This is a genomic window from Micromonospora sp. CPCC 205561 (genome assembly GCF_036906775.1).
GTDB lineage: Bacteria > Actinomycetota > Actinomycetes > Mycobacteriales > Micromonosporaceae > Micromonospora.
In genome coordinates, this window is the sequence record NZ_JBAKHV010000043.1 from 17,552 (window position 1) to 33,619 (window position 16,068).

The following is a 16,068-nucleotide window of genomic DNA, read 5'->3' on the forward strand; positions in this document are numbered from 1 at the left end:
GTGAGCGTTGAGAAGTTGGTCGTGATCGGCCAGGGGTACGTCGGCCTGCCGTTGGCCATGCGGGCCGTCGAGGCCGGCCTGGACGTGGTCGGCCTCGACGTCGACGCCGAGCGGGTCAAGCGGCTCGCGGCCGGCGAGTCGTTCGTCGAGGACATCCCCACCGACCGGCTGGGCCGGGCGCTGGGCAGCGGCCGCTACCACCCCAGCACCGAGTACGCCGACGCCGAGGGCTTCGACATCTGCGTGATCACGGTGCCCACCCCGCTGCGCGACGGCACGCCCGACCTCAGCTTCGTCGAGCAGTCCGGCAAGGGCATCGGCCCGTACGTGCGGCCGGGCTGCACCGTGATCCTGGAGTCCACCACCTATCCCGGCACCACCGAGGAGCTGCTGCGCCCGCTGCTGGAGTCGGCCAGCGGCCTGCGCAGCCCGGGTGACTTCCATCTCGGCTACAGCCCCGAGCGGATCGACCCGGGCAACCGCAGCTGGCGCCTGGAGAACACCCCGAAGGTGGTCTCCGGGACGGACGCCGCCGCGCTGGCCCGGGTCGACGGGTTCTACCGCCGGCTGGTGGAACGGACCGTACCGGTGGACTCCACCCGGGTGGCGGAGCTGACCAAGCTGATCGAGAACACCTTCCGGCAGGTGAACATCGCCCTGATCAACGAGCTGACCATGCTCTCCCACCACCTCGACATCGACGTCTGGCAGGCCATCGAGGCGGCGGAGACCAAGCCGTTCGGCTTCATGCCGTTCCGCCCCGGCCCGGGGGTCGGCGGGCACTGCCTGCCGATCGACCCCTGCTACCTGTCCTGGCAGGTCAAGCGGCGCCTCGGGCGGCAGTTCCGGTTCATCGAGCTGGCCAACGACGTCAACCACGAGATGCCCGAGCACGTGGCCCAGCGGATCATGCACGGGCTGAACCGGACCGGCCGTACGGTCAGCGGGGCGCGGCTGCTGCTGCTCGGGCTGGCGTACAAGAAGAACACCGGCGACATGCGCGACTCCCCCGCCGTCGACGTCGCCCGGCGCCTGCAGGCCCTGGGCGCGGACGTGCGGGCGGTGGAGCCGTACGCGGAGCCGCACCAGATCCCGGGCGGCGTGCTCGTGGTGGAGCTGACCGAGCGGGAGCTGCGCGCGGCAGACGCGGTGGTCGTGGTCACCGACCACGACGACTTCGACTACGACCTGGTGGCCCGGCACGCCCGGTACGTCTTCGACACCCGCAACCGGTGCTCCGGCCCGGCGGTGGAGCGCCTGTAGACCCGGCACCGCTGGCCGGTCCCGCCGCCCCGGGCGGGCGACGGGACCGGCCGGCGGATGTCACTGGTCGCCGAGCGCCTCGACCACCGGCCGGGCCAGTGCCCGGCGCGCCGGTAGCACGGAGGCGAGCAGGGCGGCCGTGACGGCGACCCCGAGGATCAGCGCGAGCTGCCCCACGGGCAGCACCACGGCGAAGTCCCCGCTGATCCGGCCCAGCAGGGCCATCGCGGCGGCGCTGACGCCGGTGCCGAGGCCGACCCCGAGCACCGCGCCGACCAGCGCCGTCAGCACCGCCTCGACGGCCAGCACGGCGCGCATCCCGGTGCGGGTCAGCCCGACCGCGCGCAGCACGGCGTTCTCCCGGGTCCGTTCCACCACCGACAGGCTCAGTGTGTTCGCCACCCCGACCAGCGCGATCACCACGGCCAGGCCGAGCAGCGCGGTGACGAAGGCGAGCAGCATGTCGACCGTGCCGGTGAGCATCTTCTTGTAGGCGCCCTGGTCCATCAGGTTGGCCGTCGGATACCGGGTGACCACCGCCTCGACGGCGGCCCGCGCCTGACCGGCGGAGATCCCGTCGGCGGGGTCGATCTCGGCCAGGTGGCCCCGCTCGTCGGGGAAGAGGGCGGCGAAGTCGGCCTCCACCACGTCGATCACATGATTGGCCGGGACAGAGTCGCCGGCCAGCGGCGGCCCGTCGGCGGTGACGACCGCCGCCACCCGCAACGACCGGCCGCGCACGGTGACGGTGGAGCCGGGCGACCAGCCGCGGGTTTCGGCCAGCTCCCGGTGCACCAGCGCCGATCCCGGCCCCAGCCGGTCGAGCCGTCCGGCCACGACCCCGGTCAGCGTCCGGCCCACCAGGGCGGGGTGCACGGCCCGGACCCGCACGCCGGCGGCGACGGCGCCGCGCTGCTCGTGCACCACCGCCAGCTCGGGTCGCGCGCGCAGCTCGGCCACGAGCGGCGCCGGCAGGTCGCCGCCGATCCCGGTGACCAGCCAGTCGACCCCGATCTCGGCGTCCACGCTGCGCTCGATGCCCTCCTTGGTGCTGCGGGCGCCCACCACGAAGGCCGACACCAGACCGATCCCGATCACCAGGGCGGTGGCCGTCGCGGCGATCCGGCGCGGGTTGCGTACGGCGTTCGCGACCGCCAGTCCGGCGGTCGCGCCGAACAGCCAGCGGGCCGGCCAGCCGAGCACCCGGACCAGCGCCGGCACGAGCGCCGGGCCGAAGAGCACGATGCCGAGGAAGGTGAGCACGCCGCCGGCCGCGACCAGCACCACCTGGAGGGCGTACGCGGCGCCGGCCAGCGCGGCGACGCCGGCGGCGAAGACCAGCGCCCCGACGGTCAGCCGGAGCCGGCCGGCACCCCGGGCGGGCTGGACCGCCGCGTCGGTGAGCGCGGCGACCGGGGCGACCCGGGTGCCCCGCCAGGCGGGCAGCAGGGCGGCGCCCATCGTGATCGCCGTGCCCAGGAGGAGGCTGACCAGCACGGTCGGCGCGGTGACGGTGAGCCCGCCGGAGACCGGCGCGTCGAGGCGCGTCACGAGCCGGCCCATGCCACCGGCCAGGGCCGCCCCGACCAGCACGCCGGCCGCGGCGGCGACCAGCCCGACCAGCGCGGCCTCCAGCAGCGCGGCCCGGAACAGCTGGCCCCGGGTCGCGCCGACCAGCCGCAGCAGCGCGGTCCGGCGGGTCCGCTGGGCCAGCACGATGGCGAACGTGTTGGCGATGACGAAGCCGGCCACCACCACGGCGACGCCGGCGAAGGTCAGCAGCACCATGTTGAACTGCCGCAGGTCGCGGACCGCGTCGCTGACGGCGTCGTCGAGGACGCGCTGGCGGGTCTTGACGGTCGCGCCGGGGCCGGCCACGGCGGCGGCCCGCTCGGCCAGCGCCCGCTCGGAGGCGCCCGGCCGGACGGCCACCATGATCCGGTCGTAGCCCCGCTGACCGGCCACCGCGAGGGCGTCCGCGCCGACCAGGCCGATGAACGGGCCGCCGACGTCCCGGGCGGTGCCGGCCACGTCGACCGTGCCGACCAGGGTGTACGGGCGGGCCGCTCCCCCGCCGCCGCCGACGCGTACGGGCGCGCCGAGGGCGAAGCCCTCCTCGGCGGCGGTCGGCGCGTCCAGCACCACCTCGCCGGGGCGGTCGGGCAGCCGGCCGGCCACCACGTCGTACGAGCGCAGGGCCGCGTCGGTGGGGATCGCGGCGAGGACGGCGTAGCCGAGCACGGGGCGGCCGTCCGCGCCGACGATCCCGCCCGAGGCGAGCAGTTCGCCCTCGGCGGCGGCGACCCCGTCGATCGCGCGCACCCGCCGCACCAGCCCGGCGGGCAGCGGGTCGTCGGTGGCGGAGTACACGGCGAGGTCGGTGTGCCTGTCGAACGCCCCGGCCCGGTCGTACGCGCCGGCGCGCATGCCGTCGACGAAGATCAGCGTGCCGGCGACGAACGCGACGCCGAGCACGATCGCCAGCGACGAGAGCACCAGGCGCACCGCCTCGGCGCGGAGCTGCCGCAGCGTCAGCCGGATCACCGGGTCACCGCCTCGCGGCCGGCGGCCGGTACCCGCGCCGGGTCGAGGCGGCCGAGCGCGTCCAGCACGCGCTCGGCGGTCGGCGCGGTGAGATCCTGCACCGGGCGGCCGTCGGCGAGGAAGACCACCCGGTCGGCGTGGGCGGCGGCGGACGGGTCGTGGGTCACCATGACCACCGTCCGGCCGAGGGTGTCGACGGCCTCGCGGAGCAGGCGCAGCACCTCGGTGCCGGAGCGCGAGTCCAGGTTGCCGGTCGGCTCGTCGGCGAAGACCACCCACGGCCTGGTGATCAGCGCGCGGGCGACCGCGACCCGCTGCTGCTGCCCGCCGGAGAGCTCGGCGGGACGGTGCCGCAGCCGGTCGGCGAGCCCCACCGCGGCGACGACCTGACGCAGCCAGGCCGGCTCCGGCCGGCGCCCGGCGATCGCCAGGGGCAGCGCGATGTTCTCCTCGGCGGTCAACGCCGGCAGCAGGTTGAACTTCTGGAACACGAAGCCGACCCGGTCGCGGCGCAGCAGGGTGAGCCGCCTGTCGTCGAGTCGGGCGAGGTCGGCGTCGCCGATGCGCACGCTGCCGGCGGTGGGGCGGTCCAGGCCGGCGAGGCAGTGCATGAGGGTGGACTTGCCGGAGCCGGACGGGCCCATGATGGCGGTGAAGCGGCCGGCGGCGAAGTCGACGTCGACGTCGTCGAGGGCGACGACGGCCGCCGGGCCGGAGCCGTACCGCCTGGACAGGCCGCGGGCGGTGACCGCGACGCCGGCGGTGGCGTGCGCGGGAGGTGCGACGGACACGTGGAGCTCCCCCGTGGTGATCGTGGCTGGGACGTCTCCGACGCTATGGGCGTGCCCTGCCCCGCCGCGTCCACCCGCGCGCCCGCTCCCGCTGCGACCTCGGGCGCCCCTGACCGGGCGGTCCCGTACGACCTGGGTCGTAGGCCCGCTCAGCCGCCGGGGGTGACCAGCCCGCTCTCGTACGCCAGCACCACGGCCTGCACCCGGTCGCGGAGCTGGAGCTTGGCCAGGATCCGCCCGACGTGCGTCTTGACGGTGGCCTCCGCGACGTGCACCCGGGCGGCGATCTCCGCGTTGGAGAGCCCCTGCGCCACCAGCAGGAGGATCTCCCGCTCGCGTTCGGTGAGCTGGCCGATCCGGGGGTCCTCGACCGGGCCCGGGCCGAGCCTCGCGGCGAACCGGTCGAGCAGGCGGCGGGTGATGGACGGGGCGACCACCGAGTCGCCCCCGGCGACCACCCGGATGGCGGCCAGCAGCTCCTCGGGCGGGACGTTCTTGAGCAGGAAGCCGCTGGCGCCGGCCCGCAGCGCGGCGAAGGCGTCCTCCTCGGTGTCGAAGGTGGTCAGCACCAGCACCCGGGGCGGCCCGGTGGGACGCTCCCGGCAGATCCGGCGGGTCGCCTCCACCCCGTCCATGGTCGGCATCCGGACGTCCATCACCACGACGTCGGCCTCGACGCGGGCCAGCAGGCGCAGGGCGTCGGCGCCGTCGATCGCCTCGCCGACGACCTCCAGGTCCGGTTGCGAGCCCAGCACCATCCGGAAGCCGGCGCGCACCAACGCCTGGTCGTCCACGATCACCACCCGGACCGTCACGCCGCCGTCACCTCCGTCGTCCCGGGGGTCGACGCCAGCGGCAGCCGGGCCTCGACCTGCCAGCCCCCGGCCGGTCGCGGGCCGGCGGTGAGGCTGCCGTCGTACACGCCGACGCGCTCGCGCATGCCCACCAGGCCGTGCCCGCCGGAGGGCGCCGGGCTGACCGGCGGCCGGCCGTGCCCGTCGTCGACCACCCGGACCAGCACGGCGTCGTCGCCGTGGGCGAGGGTGACCTCGACGCCCGCGCCGACGCCGGCGTGCTTGAGGGCGTTGGTCAGCCCCTCCTGCACCACCCGGTAGATGGTCAGTTCCAGCCCCGGCGGCAGCGGCGCCGGCGGCCCGGTGACGGTGTGCCGGGCCCGCAGGCCGGCGGCGCGGAACCGGTCGAGCAGGGCCGGCAGCTCGGCCAGCGCGATCCGGCGGTGCTCCGGGTCGGCGGCCACCCCGGCGCCGCCCGCCGGGCCAGGGCCGGGGGCCGGCTCCGGCTCGCTGGGCTCGCGCAGTACGCCGACCAGCCGGCGCATCTCCTCCAGTGCCTGGCGGCCGGTGTCGCCGACCACCTTCATCGCCTGGCGGGCGGTCTCCGGCTCCCGGTCGAGCATGAACCGCGCCCCGTCGGCCTGCACGATCATCACCGCCATGCTGTGCGCCACCACGTCGTGCAGCTCCCGGGCGATACGGGTGCGTTCCCCGGCGACCGCGGCGCGCGCCTCCGCCTCGCGTTCCCGTTCCAGGGTGGCGGCCCGTTCCTCCAGGCTGAGCACGTAGAACCGGCGGGTCCGCACGTTGAGCGCGACCAGCCAGACCGCCCCGGTGACCAGGCCGTAGTAGAGCGCCGTCGCCCACCAGGCGACGACCCCCTGGGTCTGGACGGCGGCGAGCAGCACCCCGACGGCGGCGGCGATCCCGGCGAGCACCCCGTCGCGGAGCCGCTCGGCGTACTTGACCGTGCTGTAGAGGGCGATCAGCACCGCGACGTCGAAGGCCAGCGGCCCCCACCCGGCGGCCACCTGCACCAACGCGAGGGCCGCCACCACGGCGGCGACCGCCGACGGGTGGGCCCGGCGGAACAGCACCGCCACCGCCATCGCGGCGCCGACCAGGCTCGCCCTCCACCCGCCGGGCTGGTTCGCCAGGCCGGCGAGGCCGAGGAGGGCCACGCAGGCGGCGACGAGGACGTCGAAGGCGACGCTGCGCACGGGGCGGCCGAGAATCGTGCGGTTCACGGTCACCCAGCGTACGGGTCGCGGGTCAGGGGCCGGCCGGGCCGGGACCGCCGGCGCGGGGCACGGCTCAGGTCGGCAGCTCGCGCATCCGGTCGATCTCGACGGTCTGTTCGGTGGCGACGGAGTTGGCGAACTCCGACAGGGTGAGGTCGGAGCCGACCTTGAGCAGGTCCGTGGCCATCCGGACGGCGCCCTGGTGGTGCTCCGTCATCATCCGCACGAAGAGCCGGTCGAACTCGGTGCCCCGCGCCGCGGCGAGCTGCCGCATCGCCTCGGGCGTCTGCATGCCCCGCATGCCGGCGTGCTCGTGCCCCGCCGCCTCCGCGGGGAGCCCCCGCTCCCGCAGCCAGCCCCGCATGAGGCCGATCTCCGGGCCCTGGGCGGCCCGGATCCGCTCGGCGAGGGCGCGCAGGGCCGGGGCGCCGGCGCGGTCGGGGGCCAGCTCCGCCATCTCCAGCGCCTGGGCGTGGTGCGGGATCATCATCCGGACGAACGAGACGTCCATGGCGTTGTGCCGGGCCTGGGCGGCGTCGCGCAGCTCCTCGGCGGGGCGGGTGGCGGCGCTCTCGCCCGGCCGACCGGGAACGATCACGGCCGGCCGGCCCGGCCCGACCGGCTCGGACGTCGGGGTGGGGGCGGCGACGGGTCGCCCCCGATCCGCGCGGGGGTCGTCGCCGGTGCGGGACAGGACGACGGCCACCGCCGTCAGCAGGAGCGTGAGTGTGAGTGTGACGACGGCCAGCGTCCGAGCGCGACGGTTGGTCATGAGCCACCCATCTCGGTAGAGGTCACCGCGATGGTATCCATCGACCGAAGACCTCAGATGTGATTCATGTCACATCGATGGAACTAATTGGGCGGTAGGGTGTGCGCAATCGTCATCCCCTCGAAGGGCATCGCCGATGACCAGTCCCCGCTCCCCCCGGGCCCGACGGCTCACCACGGTGAGCCTGGCCGCGGCCGGCCTCCTCCTCGCCAGCCTCGCCACCGCCACCCCCGGCACCGCCGGGACGGCGGCACGGTCGGCCCCGGCCGCCACCGCCGACGCGCCCAACGCCATCCCCGGCGTCGACGAGATCGTCAGCAGCCCCAACCTCCGCCAGGTCGCCAACCTGCCGAAGCAGGCGCCGCTCGACGCCACGAACAGCGACCTCGCCTTCCAGGGCGACTACGCCTTCGCCGGCAACTACAACGGCTTCGTCGTCTACGACATCTCCCGGCCGACCGCGCCGACGGTGGTGTCGCAGGTCTACTGCCCGGGGTCGCAGAACGACATCTCCGTCCACGGGAACCTGCTGTTCCTCTCCACCGACTCCTCGCGCAGCGACGACTCCTGCAACAGCACCAGCGCGCCGGCGACGGAGAAGGCGTCCTGGGAGGGCATCAAGGTCTTCGACATCAGCGACAAGGCCAACCCGCGCTACGTCAAGGCGGTGGAGACGGCCTGCGGGTCGCACACCCACACCCTCGTGCCGGGCAAGGACCGCAAGAACGTCTACCTGTACGTCTCCTCGTACAGCCCGCGGGCGGAGTTCCCCGACTGCCAGCCCCCGCACGACTCCATCTCCATCGTCAAGGTGCCGCTGAGGTCGCCGACCGACGCGGCGGTGGTGGCCTCCCCGAACCTCTTCCCGGACGGCGGCTACCAGGGCCGGCCCGGCGGCTCGGCGACCACCGGCTGCCACGACATCACCGCCTACCCGGAGAAGGACCTGGCCGCCGGCGCGTGCATGGGTGACGGCATCCTGATGGACATCTCGAACCGCGAGGTGCCCCGGCTGATCAACCGGGTCCGGGACACCGTCAACTTCGCGTTCTGGCACTCGGCCACGTTCAACAACGCCGGCACCAAGGTGGTCTTCACCGACGAGCTGGGCGGCGGCGGCGCGGCCACCTGCACCGAGGCCATCGGCCCGGAGCGCGGTGCCAACGCTATTTACGACGTCACCGGTCGCGGTGACGCCCGCGAGATGGTCTTCCGCAGCTACTACAAGATCCCCCGGATCAACGCCGAGACCGAGAACTGCGTGGCGCACAACGGCTCGTTGATCCCGGTGCTCGGACGCGACATCATGGTCCAGGCGTGGTACCAGGGCGGCATCTCCGTCTGGGACTTCACCGACTCGGCCAACCCGAAGGAGATCGCGTTCTGGGAGCGGGGTCCACTGTCGGCCGACCGGCTGACCGGCGGCGGCTCCTGGTCCGCGTACTACTACAACGGCTACATCTACTCCAACGACATGCAGAAGGGCTTCGACGTCCTGAAGCTGACCGACTGGCGGACCTGGACGGCGAACCTCGTCCGGTACCGGCAGCTGAACGCGCAGACCCAGCCCAGCTACCTCAGCTGGTAGTCGCCCACCGCGTCGACGGGCCCGGCCCCCTGTCTCGGGGCCGGGCCCGTTCGTGTCCCCGGTGGACGCCGCAGCGGTGCTCAGCCGGCCGGCGGGTACGGGTCGTTCTGGTACGTGCACTCCGTCTCGATCTTGCCGTCCGAGGTGTGCACGACGAGCTGACTCGGCTCATTGCCGTGCGCCACCCGGCGACGGACAACCGTCCTGGACGGACGACCGAGCGGGGCCGCCGCCGCGGCGCGGTCCCTCGGGTGCTCGCTCCGCGCCACCGGCGACCCCGACCGGGCGCTGTCCGCCCGCGACTTCGCCTGGGACCCCGACCCGGCACCGGCGTCGCGCACCGACCGCCGGACGCGTACGCCAGCATCTCCGTCGTCGACGTGTCGTACCCGGGGTGGACGGCGACGCGGCCGGCTGCCGGTGGCGTGAGCGCCGCTCACGCGGGGATCCGGTCGAGCTGCGCGCGGATCGCCTCGGGGGTCAGCGCGGGCCGGCCGCCCGGATGGCCGACGGTGGCACCGGCCGCCGCGACGGCGTGCCGCGCGATCCGCTCGCGGGCCTCGCCGCGCAGCACGCCGAGGGTCAGCGCCGCGACGAAGGCGTCCCCGGCCCCGGTGTCGTCCACGGTCGGCGTGTCACTCAACGGCAGGAACAGCTCGCCGTCTCGCCAGACGAACGCGTTGCCCTCCCCCGCCACCTCGATGGCCAGCAGCGACGGGCCACGATCGAGCAGCGCACGCCCGGCGGCGAGCCCCGCGTCGGCGTCCCGCGGCGCGTGGCCGGTGATCAGCTCGACCTCCCGCGCGTCGGCCCGCAGCACGTCGGCGAGGGCGAGCAGCGCGTCGGCGTCGGCCGCGTCGGTCGGCGCGCCGTCGAGCACGACCAGCCGGCCGGCCTCCCGGGCGATCCTGGCCGCGGCGAGGGCGGCCCGCGCCGGCTGTTGCAGTTGCACCAGTACGGCCCGTGCGGCCCGCAGCGCGGACGCCGCCCCGGCCACGTCGTCGGGAGTGAGCAGGGTGGCCTCGGGAAGGTCCTCCAGGTAGCGCCAGTCGGCCTCGGCGTCGACCACGTCGACGATGAGCCCGGTCGGGGTGCCCGACCGGCGCCGCACCCACTCGACGTCGATGCCGTCGGCCCGCGCCCGCCTCAGCAGCCGCTCCCCCACCTCGTCGTCGCCGACCACCCCGAGCAGGCCGACGGCGGCGCCGAGCTGCGCCAGCCCGACGGCCTGGTTGGCCCCCTTGCCGCCGAGCAGTTCGCGCCGCCGCCGCACGGGGACGGTCCCGCCGGCCTCCGGCACCCCGTCCACCAGCAGCACGAGATCCCGGGCCACCTGCCCGACCACCATCACGTCCAGTTCCGTCATGCCCGGACCACTACCCACGACCGCCGCGGTTGATCCGCGCCGGGCCCGAGGCGTCGTACGGGCGGTGCCCGGCGCTCCCGCGGGTGCGGCCGGTGACCCCGGGAGTTCCCGGTCTGCCGCGGGCCGGTCACCCCGACGGTGGAAGTTTCCTGACTCATCACGTTGTTTCCGCGCCTACGGCGTTTTTAGGTGGTAGTCGCCGGAATGCCGTTTACCCTCAATCCACACGGAACAGAGTGGGGAGAAGCATGGAACAGCAGCACGACACCGAGACCGGGCGGACCAGGATGGACGCCGCGGAGTACCGCGCGCCGACGATCCAACGGTTGGGGACCCTCGGGGAGCTGACCCGGGGCGGCACCGTCGGGCCGGACGACGGGCTGGGCGGCCAGGGCGACGGCTCGCTCTGAGCCGCCCGTACGGTCAGGCCGGCGGTCGGGGTGTCGCCGATGCTTGAGCTCCGCCACGCGGCGCGGCGGTTCGGCCGACGCCTGGTCTTCACCGATCTGGACCTCGACGTACCGGCCGGTGACCGGGTGTTCCTGAACGGCGGCAACGGAGCCGGAAAGACCACGCTGCTGCGTTGCCTGTCCGGGACGCTCACGCTGAGCGCCGGGCGCGCCACCGTGTCCGGCCATCCGGTCGGTTCGTTGGCCGCCCGGCGCCTGACCGGCGTCTGTCTGACCCCCGAACAGGGCCTCTACGAGAAGCTGTCGGCGCGGGAGAACCTCGCGCTCGTGGCCCGGCTCCGGCTGCCCCGACGGAACGTCCGCGGCGCGGTGTCCGGGATGGAGGACGAGTTCCACCTCTCCGGCTACGCGGACCTGCCGGTGGAGCGCTGTTCCGCCGGGATGCGCGCCCGGGTGAGCATCGCCCGCGCCCTCGTCGGCGAGCCGGAGCTCCTGCTCCTCGACGAGCCGGGCCGCTCGCTCGACGAGCGGGCCCGGCAGCTGTTGTGGCAGGCGCTCGACCGGCGGCCCACCCTGGCCTGCGTCATCGCCTCCCACGATCCCGACGACCGGAGCAGATGCCGGTCGTCGCTCACGCTGGTGGCCCCCGGATGACCCCGGCGACCCGCACGGCGGCCGCCGTCCGGTGGACCGGCGCGCTCTCGTCACGACGGTCGGCCGGTGGCGTCGGGGTGGTGCTCACCCTGGTGCGCCGCGACCTCGCCGAACCGCGCCTGTTCCGGCTGCCGCTCCTGCTGGACCTGGCCTTCGGGATGGTGAACCTGGTCGTCTTCCTGTTCATCTCCCGGGTGCTGACACCCTCCGCCGGCAGCGACCTCGCCCGCTCCGCGAGCTACTTCGACTTCGTCGCGGTCGGCATCACCTTCATGCTCGTCCTGCAGGCCGCCAGCACCCAGCTGACCAGCCGGGTGACCCGGGAGCAGCGCGCCGGGACCCTGGAGATGCTGGCCGCCCAGCCCGTCCCCGTGGGCGCGCTGGCGGTCGGCATCGCCGGCTATCCGTTCCTGTTCGCGCTGCTGCGGGCCGGGATCTACCTCGCCGTCCTCGGCTCGCTGCTCGGACTGCGCGTGGGCCGCGCCGACTGGTGGGGCGTGGTGGCGGTGCTGGTGACCGGCGGCGCGGCCCTGATGGGGGCCGGAATCGTGTTGGCGGCGCTCGCCGTCGCCGTCGGGCACGGCGACGCCGCCGCCCGGCTCTTCGTCGTGGCGCTCTCCTTCCTCTCCGGCACCTACTTCCCGGTCACCGTCCTGCCGGGCGTCCTGCCGGCGGCGACCACCGTGCTGCCCAGCCGGATCGCGCTCGACGGCCTCCGGGCGGCGCTGACCGGCGGCGAGTGGGGCAGCTCGGCCGTCGCGCTGCTCGGCGCCACCGCGCTGCTGCTGCCGTTGTCGATCTGGGTCTTCGGCCGGGCGGTGCGCACCGCCGCCCGGCGGGGAACCCTGACCCGCGATTGAGGTACGCATGCTCCGTCCGACCCCGTTCGACCTCGCCTCCGGCACGGTGCTGGGCGTCGGTCCCGCACTGCCGCGACCGCTCTCCGCGACCGTGCCCGACCCGCTGGGCGCACTCGACGAGGCGGTGCTTCCCGCCCTGCGCCGACCGCCGTGCGTGGTCAGCTTCTCCGGTGGGTTGGATTCGTCGCTCGTACTGGCCGTCGCCGTCCGGGCGGCGCGGCGGGAGGGGCTGCCGGACCCGATCGCGGTCACCTGGCGGTTCACCGGCGCACCCCGGGCCGACGAGTCGTCCTGGCAGGAGCGGGTGGTGCGGGCGCTGCGGATCGAGGGGTCGTGGCAGATCCTTCGCGCGGACGACGACCTGGACCTGATCGGGCCGGTGGCCCGTCGGCTCCTGCACCGCTACGGCGTCCTGCACCCGGTGAACCTGCACCTGCACCTGCCGATCGTGGAACTGGCCACCGGCGGCGCGCTGCTGACCGGGGGTGGTGGCGACCAGATCCTGGCGGGCTGGCGGCCGCCGGCGTCGTCACGGGCCCGGCTGCGTCGGGTGCGCCGGGCCGGGCGCGCCCTGCTGACCGGCAGCTCCCGGCCGACGAAGCTTCTCCCCTGGCTACGGCCGGAGGTGGCCCGGGAGGTCTATCGGGCGCTGCGCGCGGAACAGCGCGCGGAGCCGCGCCAGCTCGGCCCCCGGATCGCCTGGCACACCCGCCGCCGGGACCTGCTGCTGACCTGTTCGGCGCTGAGGGCGGTGGCCGCCGACCACCGGGTGGCGCTCACCCAGCCGCTGCTCGACGAGGGGTTCCTGGCCGCGTTGAGCGGCCTGGCCGGCGGGCGCCGGCGCCCCACCCGGGACGAGCTGCTCGCGGAGATCGTCGGTGGCTCCCTGCCGGTCGAGGTCACGGCGCCCCGCCGTAAGGCCCGGTTCCTCGAGGTCTTCCTGCGGGCGACGACCCGGGAGTTCGTCCGGTCCTGGGACGGCGACGGCGTCGACCCGCGGCTGGTGGACGCCGCGGCCCTGCGCTCGCTCTGGTCCCGGTGGCCGATCCCGGGCGGCACCGCCGGCCTCGTGCAGCAGCTCTGGCTGGCGGCCAATCCGACGCCGAGCGCGGCCACCGGGCCGACGGGCGGCGCTGCCTCCGCCGCGGCCGGCACCGGCGCACCGGGACCAGCCGTTCCCGCCAGCGGATCCGAACCCGACGCGGAGGTCAGGTCATGACGGAGCAGGAGATCGTGCACCGGGTCGACCCGGCCCGGGTGGCCTGGCGGTTGGCCGGCGACGAGGTCGTCGTCCTGCACACCGGCCAGTCCGTCTACTTCGGCCTGAGCGGGTCCGGGGCGCTGCTCTGGCCGCGCCTTGTCGAGGGCGCCACCGGCAGCGAGCTGGTGACCGCCCTGCTCGAGGGCGCGGAGGTGGGCCGGGACCGGGCCCGGGCCGACGTTGCCGCCTTCCTCGCCGACCTGCGCGGCCACGGCCTGCTTCAGGAGCCCTGAGCGGCATCCGTGAGCCAGTCCTGCGGCGTCGGCCGGCGCAGGATCTCCACCATCGCCTCGCGCCGCGCGTCGGTCTCCCCGTCGAGCCAGGCGTGGGCGTGGAAGCCGGAGCTGGGCGCGGTGACCCCGATCACCAGGGTACGGGCGACGCGCTGGCTGCCGTACCAGCGTTGCAGGACCAGCGACCGCTGCAGGCAGTTGGCCCCCGTCCGGCGCAGCACGCCGAGCACGGCGTGCCGGTGGGCGCCGGCGCCCGGCGGCGGGGCGGGGAGCCGGACGGACGCCAGATCGTGCCGGGCGACCTGGATCCGGGCCAGCCGCGCCGCCCGCGCCGCCCAGAGGGCGGTACGCAGGGCGGGCAGCCCACCGCGGCGGGCCAGCCGGAACACCGCCGGCAGGGCGCCGCCGCGGGCGGCTCCCCGTCCCGGTGGGCGCGGCCGGTCGGCCACCGCCGACCGTCGGACGGCCCGGCCCGCCACCCGCAGCTCGGCCAGCGCCGCCGGTAGCCGCCCGAGGTTGCGGAGCACCCGCGCCAGGTGGGCCAGGAACAGCCCGGCCGGGCCGCGCCGGGCCAGCGCGCTGGAGTGCCGCATCGCGGCGGGCGACGGGAAGAGCCGGGGTACCAGGTGTCGCAGCCGGTCGCGGGCGGTGGGCAGCTCGGCGAGCTGGGCGAGGGTCAACGCGACCGGCGAGCCCCGGTGCGCCCTGATCCACAGCGCCGGCGTGGTGCGTCGGGGCAGGCCCAGGGCCGCCGCCAGCTCCGCGCCGGCCGGCGTCAGGCGCAGCCCGAGGGCGAACAGCGGTACGGCGCCAGTCCGCGCGGCGAGGTCGGCCGCCGCCCGCCAGGTTTCCGGGGCGAAGACCTCCAGCGCCCGTTCCAGGTCGGCGAGCGGCCGTCCGGAGCGGCCCGGCGCGGCGGCGTGCAGCGCGACCAGCAGGGCGGTGCCGGTCTCGTCGGGGACGGCGACCGTGCCGCCGGCCAGCGGGATCCGCACCGCCGCACCGGACAGCGAACTCCAGAGGGCCTCGGGGTCCGCCACCCCGTGGAAGCCGCGGTGCAGGTCGACGGTGAGCGGCACGGGGCCGGGTACCCGCCACGGCCGCTCGTACCAGTGCGACCGGCGGTCCGGCCGTTCCTCCGGCAGCGCGCTGCGGCAGCCCAGGTCGGCCAGCACCCGCTGGGCCGTGGCGAAGCTGGCGGGGGCCACCAGCAGGTCGATGTCCGAGTAGATCCGCTGCCGTTCCAGACCGAGCCGGCGGGCGAGCCCGGCGCCCTTGAGCAGGACGGCCTCCACCCCCTGCTCGGCCAGGGCCCGGGTGACGACGGCCGCGGTCGCGTCGAGTGCCAGGCAGCGCACCGCCGCCGGTACGGCCGTCACCGCAGCGCCCCCAGGACGCGGCCGGGGGCGAGGGTGTCCTCGATGAGCCGGAAGGTGTCGTCCAGTGCCGACCAGTCTCGGGGCCGGCGGAGGTCCCAGGCCGGCAGGGCGGCGGCCGTCAGCAGCGCCGCCGGATCGGAGGGCAGGTACCCGAAGGAGCGCAGCGCGGCGAGTCGGGACAGCAGGGTCGGGCCGGGCACCCGGTCCAGCGCGACGCTCAGCCCCCAGCCGAGGAAGAGCCACCCGCCGAGCGGGACGCGGTCCGCGATCGGCGGCAACCCCACGCGCAGCCGCTCGCCGGAGCGCACCGCCCGGGTGGGCAGTGTGGCGCCCGGCACGGGCTGCCGCAGGTCGACGCAGCGCGGGCCGGCGAAGACGTCCGCACCGTCGAGGACGAGGATGTCGTCGGCGACCACCGGCACGTCCCGGGCGGCCAGCGCGGCGAGCAGGCTGCTCTTGCCGGCGGTGCGCGGGCCGACCACCGCCCAGGCGCGGCCGGCCCGGACGAACGCGCCGCTGTGGAAGGTCTCCCGTCCCGCCCAGCGGTTGAAGGTGGTCGCCACCGGCGCGAGGTAGGGGTGGGCCAGCACGTCCGGCGTGAGCGGCGGGCCGTGGAAGGTCGCGGTGCCGCGCTCCCGGTCCACCTCGAGGGTGCGGCCGTCGGCGAGGACCCGTACGCCACGCCGCCCGGTCAGCGGGGCCGGCGGGGGCGGGGGGCCGGCGACCTGGCGGACCAGCACGGCCGGGTGTCCGGGCCGGGTGTCCCGCGCTGCCGGAAGCTCCGCGACCCCGTCCAGTCCGTGCACGCACAGCCCGTAGACGGACCGTCCGGTCATCCGCATCTCCTGCTCAACCTCTCTCTCCTCCTTCCGCCGGCAGCGCGCCGGACGGCGCGGGTGGCGTCCGTGCTGA

At 75.6% G+C, this 16,068-nt stretch carries 15 protein-coding genes; 7 read left to right on the plus strand and 8 right to left on the minus strand.

Going from position 1 to position 16,068, the window contains the following annotated elements; translation table 11 throughout:
* Entirely contained in the window at positions 1–1,263 is a 1,263-nt protein-coding gene (locus V6V16_RS20885) for a nucleotide sugar dehydrogenase (RefSeq protein ID WP_334564526.1), read from the plus strand.
* A 60-nt stretch (positions 1,264–1,323) separates the two neighbouring features.
* Here V6V16_RS20885 and V6V16_RS20890 read toward each other — a convergent pair whose 3' ends face one another.
* The 5 genes from V6V16_RS20890 to V6V16_RS20910 all read right to left on the minus strand — a co-directional run bounded on the left by V6V16_RS20890 (position 1,324) and on the right by V6V16_RS20910 (position 7,405).
* The gene (locus V6V16_RS20890) at positions 1,324–3,807 is read right to left on the minus strand and encodes an ABC transporter permease (RefSeq protein WP_334564528.1); all 2,484 of its coding nucleotides are present in this window, start codon (positions 3,805–3,807) and stop codon (positions 1,324–1,326) included.
* Positions 3,804–4,598, minus strand: coding sequence for an ABC transporter ATP-binding protein (locus tag V6V16_RS20895; protein WP_334564530.1), 795 nt, complete (start codon positions 4,596–4,598; stop codon positions 3,804–3,806). The genes V6V16_RS20890 and V6V16_RS20895 overlap by 4 nt, the downstream gene beginning before the upstream one ends.
* Positions 4,599–4,747: 149 nt before the next feature.
* Positions 4,748–5,413: a response regulator transcription factor gene (locus V6V16_RS20900; RefSeq protein ID WP_334564532.1), complete on the minus strand. Its 666-nt coding sequence runs from the start codon at positions 5,411–5,413 to the stop codon at positions 4,748–4,750.
* Positions 5,410–6,645: a sensor histidine kinase gene (locus V6V16_RS20905; RefSeq protein ID WP_334564533.1), complete on the minus strand. Its 1,236-nt coding sequence runs from the start codon at positions 6,643–6,645 to the stop codon at positions 5,410–5,412. Before V6V16_RS20905 ends, V6V16_RS20900 begins: the two co-directional genes overlap by 4 nt.
* Positions 6,646–6,706: 61 nt before the next feature.
* Positions 6,707–7,405: a DUF305 domain-containing protein gene (locus V6V16_RS20910; RefSeq protein WP_334564535.1), complete on the minus strand. Its 699-nt coding sequence runs from the start codon at positions 7,403–7,405 to the stop codon at positions 6,707–6,709.
* Between the two features lie 136 nt (positions 7,406–7,541).
* Here V6V16_RS20910 and V6V16_RS20915 point away from each other — a divergent pair, with 136 nt between their 5' ends.
* Complete coding sequence (locus V6V16_RS20915; protein WP_334564536.1) at positions 7,542–8,993, plus strand: LVIVD repeat-containing protein; 1,452 nt, start codon at positions 7,542–7,544, stop codon at positions 8,991–8,993.
* A 436-nt stretch (positions 8,994–9,429) separates the two neighbouring features.
* Here V6V16_RS20915 and V6V16_RS20920 read toward each other — a convergent pair whose 3' ends face one another.
* Entirely contained in the window at positions 9,430–10,359 is a 930-nt protein-coding gene (locus V6V16_RS20920; protein WP_334564538.1) for a PfkB family carbohydrate kinase, read from the minus strand.
* A 248-nt stretch (positions 10,360–10,607) separates the two neighbouring features.
* On the opposite strand from V6V16_RS20920, the gene V6V16_RS20925 reads away from it, so the two are divergent.
* Genes V6V16_RS20925 through V6V16_RS20945 form a run of 5 tightly spaced genes read left to right on the plus strand, consistent with a single transcriptional unit; the run spans position 10,608 to position 13,777 of the window.
* Positions 10,608–10,769 (plus strand): lasso RiPP family leader peptide-containing protein, encoded by a 162-nt coding sequence (locus tag V6V16_RS20925; RefSeq protein WP_334564540.1) that lies wholly within the window; start codon positions 10,608–10,610, stop codon positions 10,767–10,769.
* Positions 10,770–10,808: 39 nt separating this feature from the next.
* Positions 10,809–11,423, plus strand: coding sequence for an ABC transporter ATP-binding protein (locus V6V16_RS20930; protein WP_334564542.1), 615 nt, complete (start codon positions 10,809–10,811; stop codon positions 11,421–11,423).
* Complete coding sequence (locus tag V6V16_RS20935; protein ID WP_334564544.1) at positions 11,420–12,283, plus strand: ABC transporter permease; 864 nt, start codon at positions 11,420–11,422, stop codon at positions 12,281–12,283. Before V6V16_RS20930 ends, V6V16_RS20935 begins: the two co-directional genes overlap by 4 nt.
* A 7-nt stretch (positions 12,284–12,290) precedes the next feature.
* Positions 12,291–13,502, plus strand: a complete 1,212-nt coding sequence (locus tag V6V16_RS20940; RefSeq protein ID WP_334564546.1) for an asparagine synthase-related protein — start codon at positions 12,291–12,293, stop codon at positions 13,500–13,502.
* Positions 13,499–13,777 (plus strand): PqqD family protein, encoded by a 279-nt coding sequence (locus V6V16_RS20945; protein WP_334564549.1) that lies wholly within the window; start codon positions 13,499–13,501, stop codon positions 13,775–13,777. The genes V6V16_RS20940 and V6V16_RS20945 overlap by 4 nt, the downstream gene beginning before the upstream one ends.
* Here the strand turns inward: V6V16_RS20945 and V6V16_RS20950 are convergent.
* Positions 13,765–15,156 (minus strand): lasso peptide biosynthesis B2 protein, encoded by a 1,392-nt coding sequence (locus V6V16_RS20950; RefSeq protein WP_334564552.1) that lies wholly within the window; start codon positions 15,154–15,156, stop codon positions 13,765–13,767. The two genes, V6V16_RS20945 and V6V16_RS20950, sit on opposite strands and share 13 nt — an antisense overlap.
* Positions 15,153–15,992 (minus strand): hypothetical protein, encoded by an 840-nt coding sequence (locus tag V6V16_RS20955; protein WP_334564554.1) that lies wholly within the window; start codon positions 15,990–15,992, stop codon positions 15,153–15,155. The genes V6V16_RS20950 and V6V16_RS20955 overlap by 4 nt, the downstream gene beginning before the upstream one ends.
* Positions 15,993–16,068: the final 76 nt, after the last annotated feature.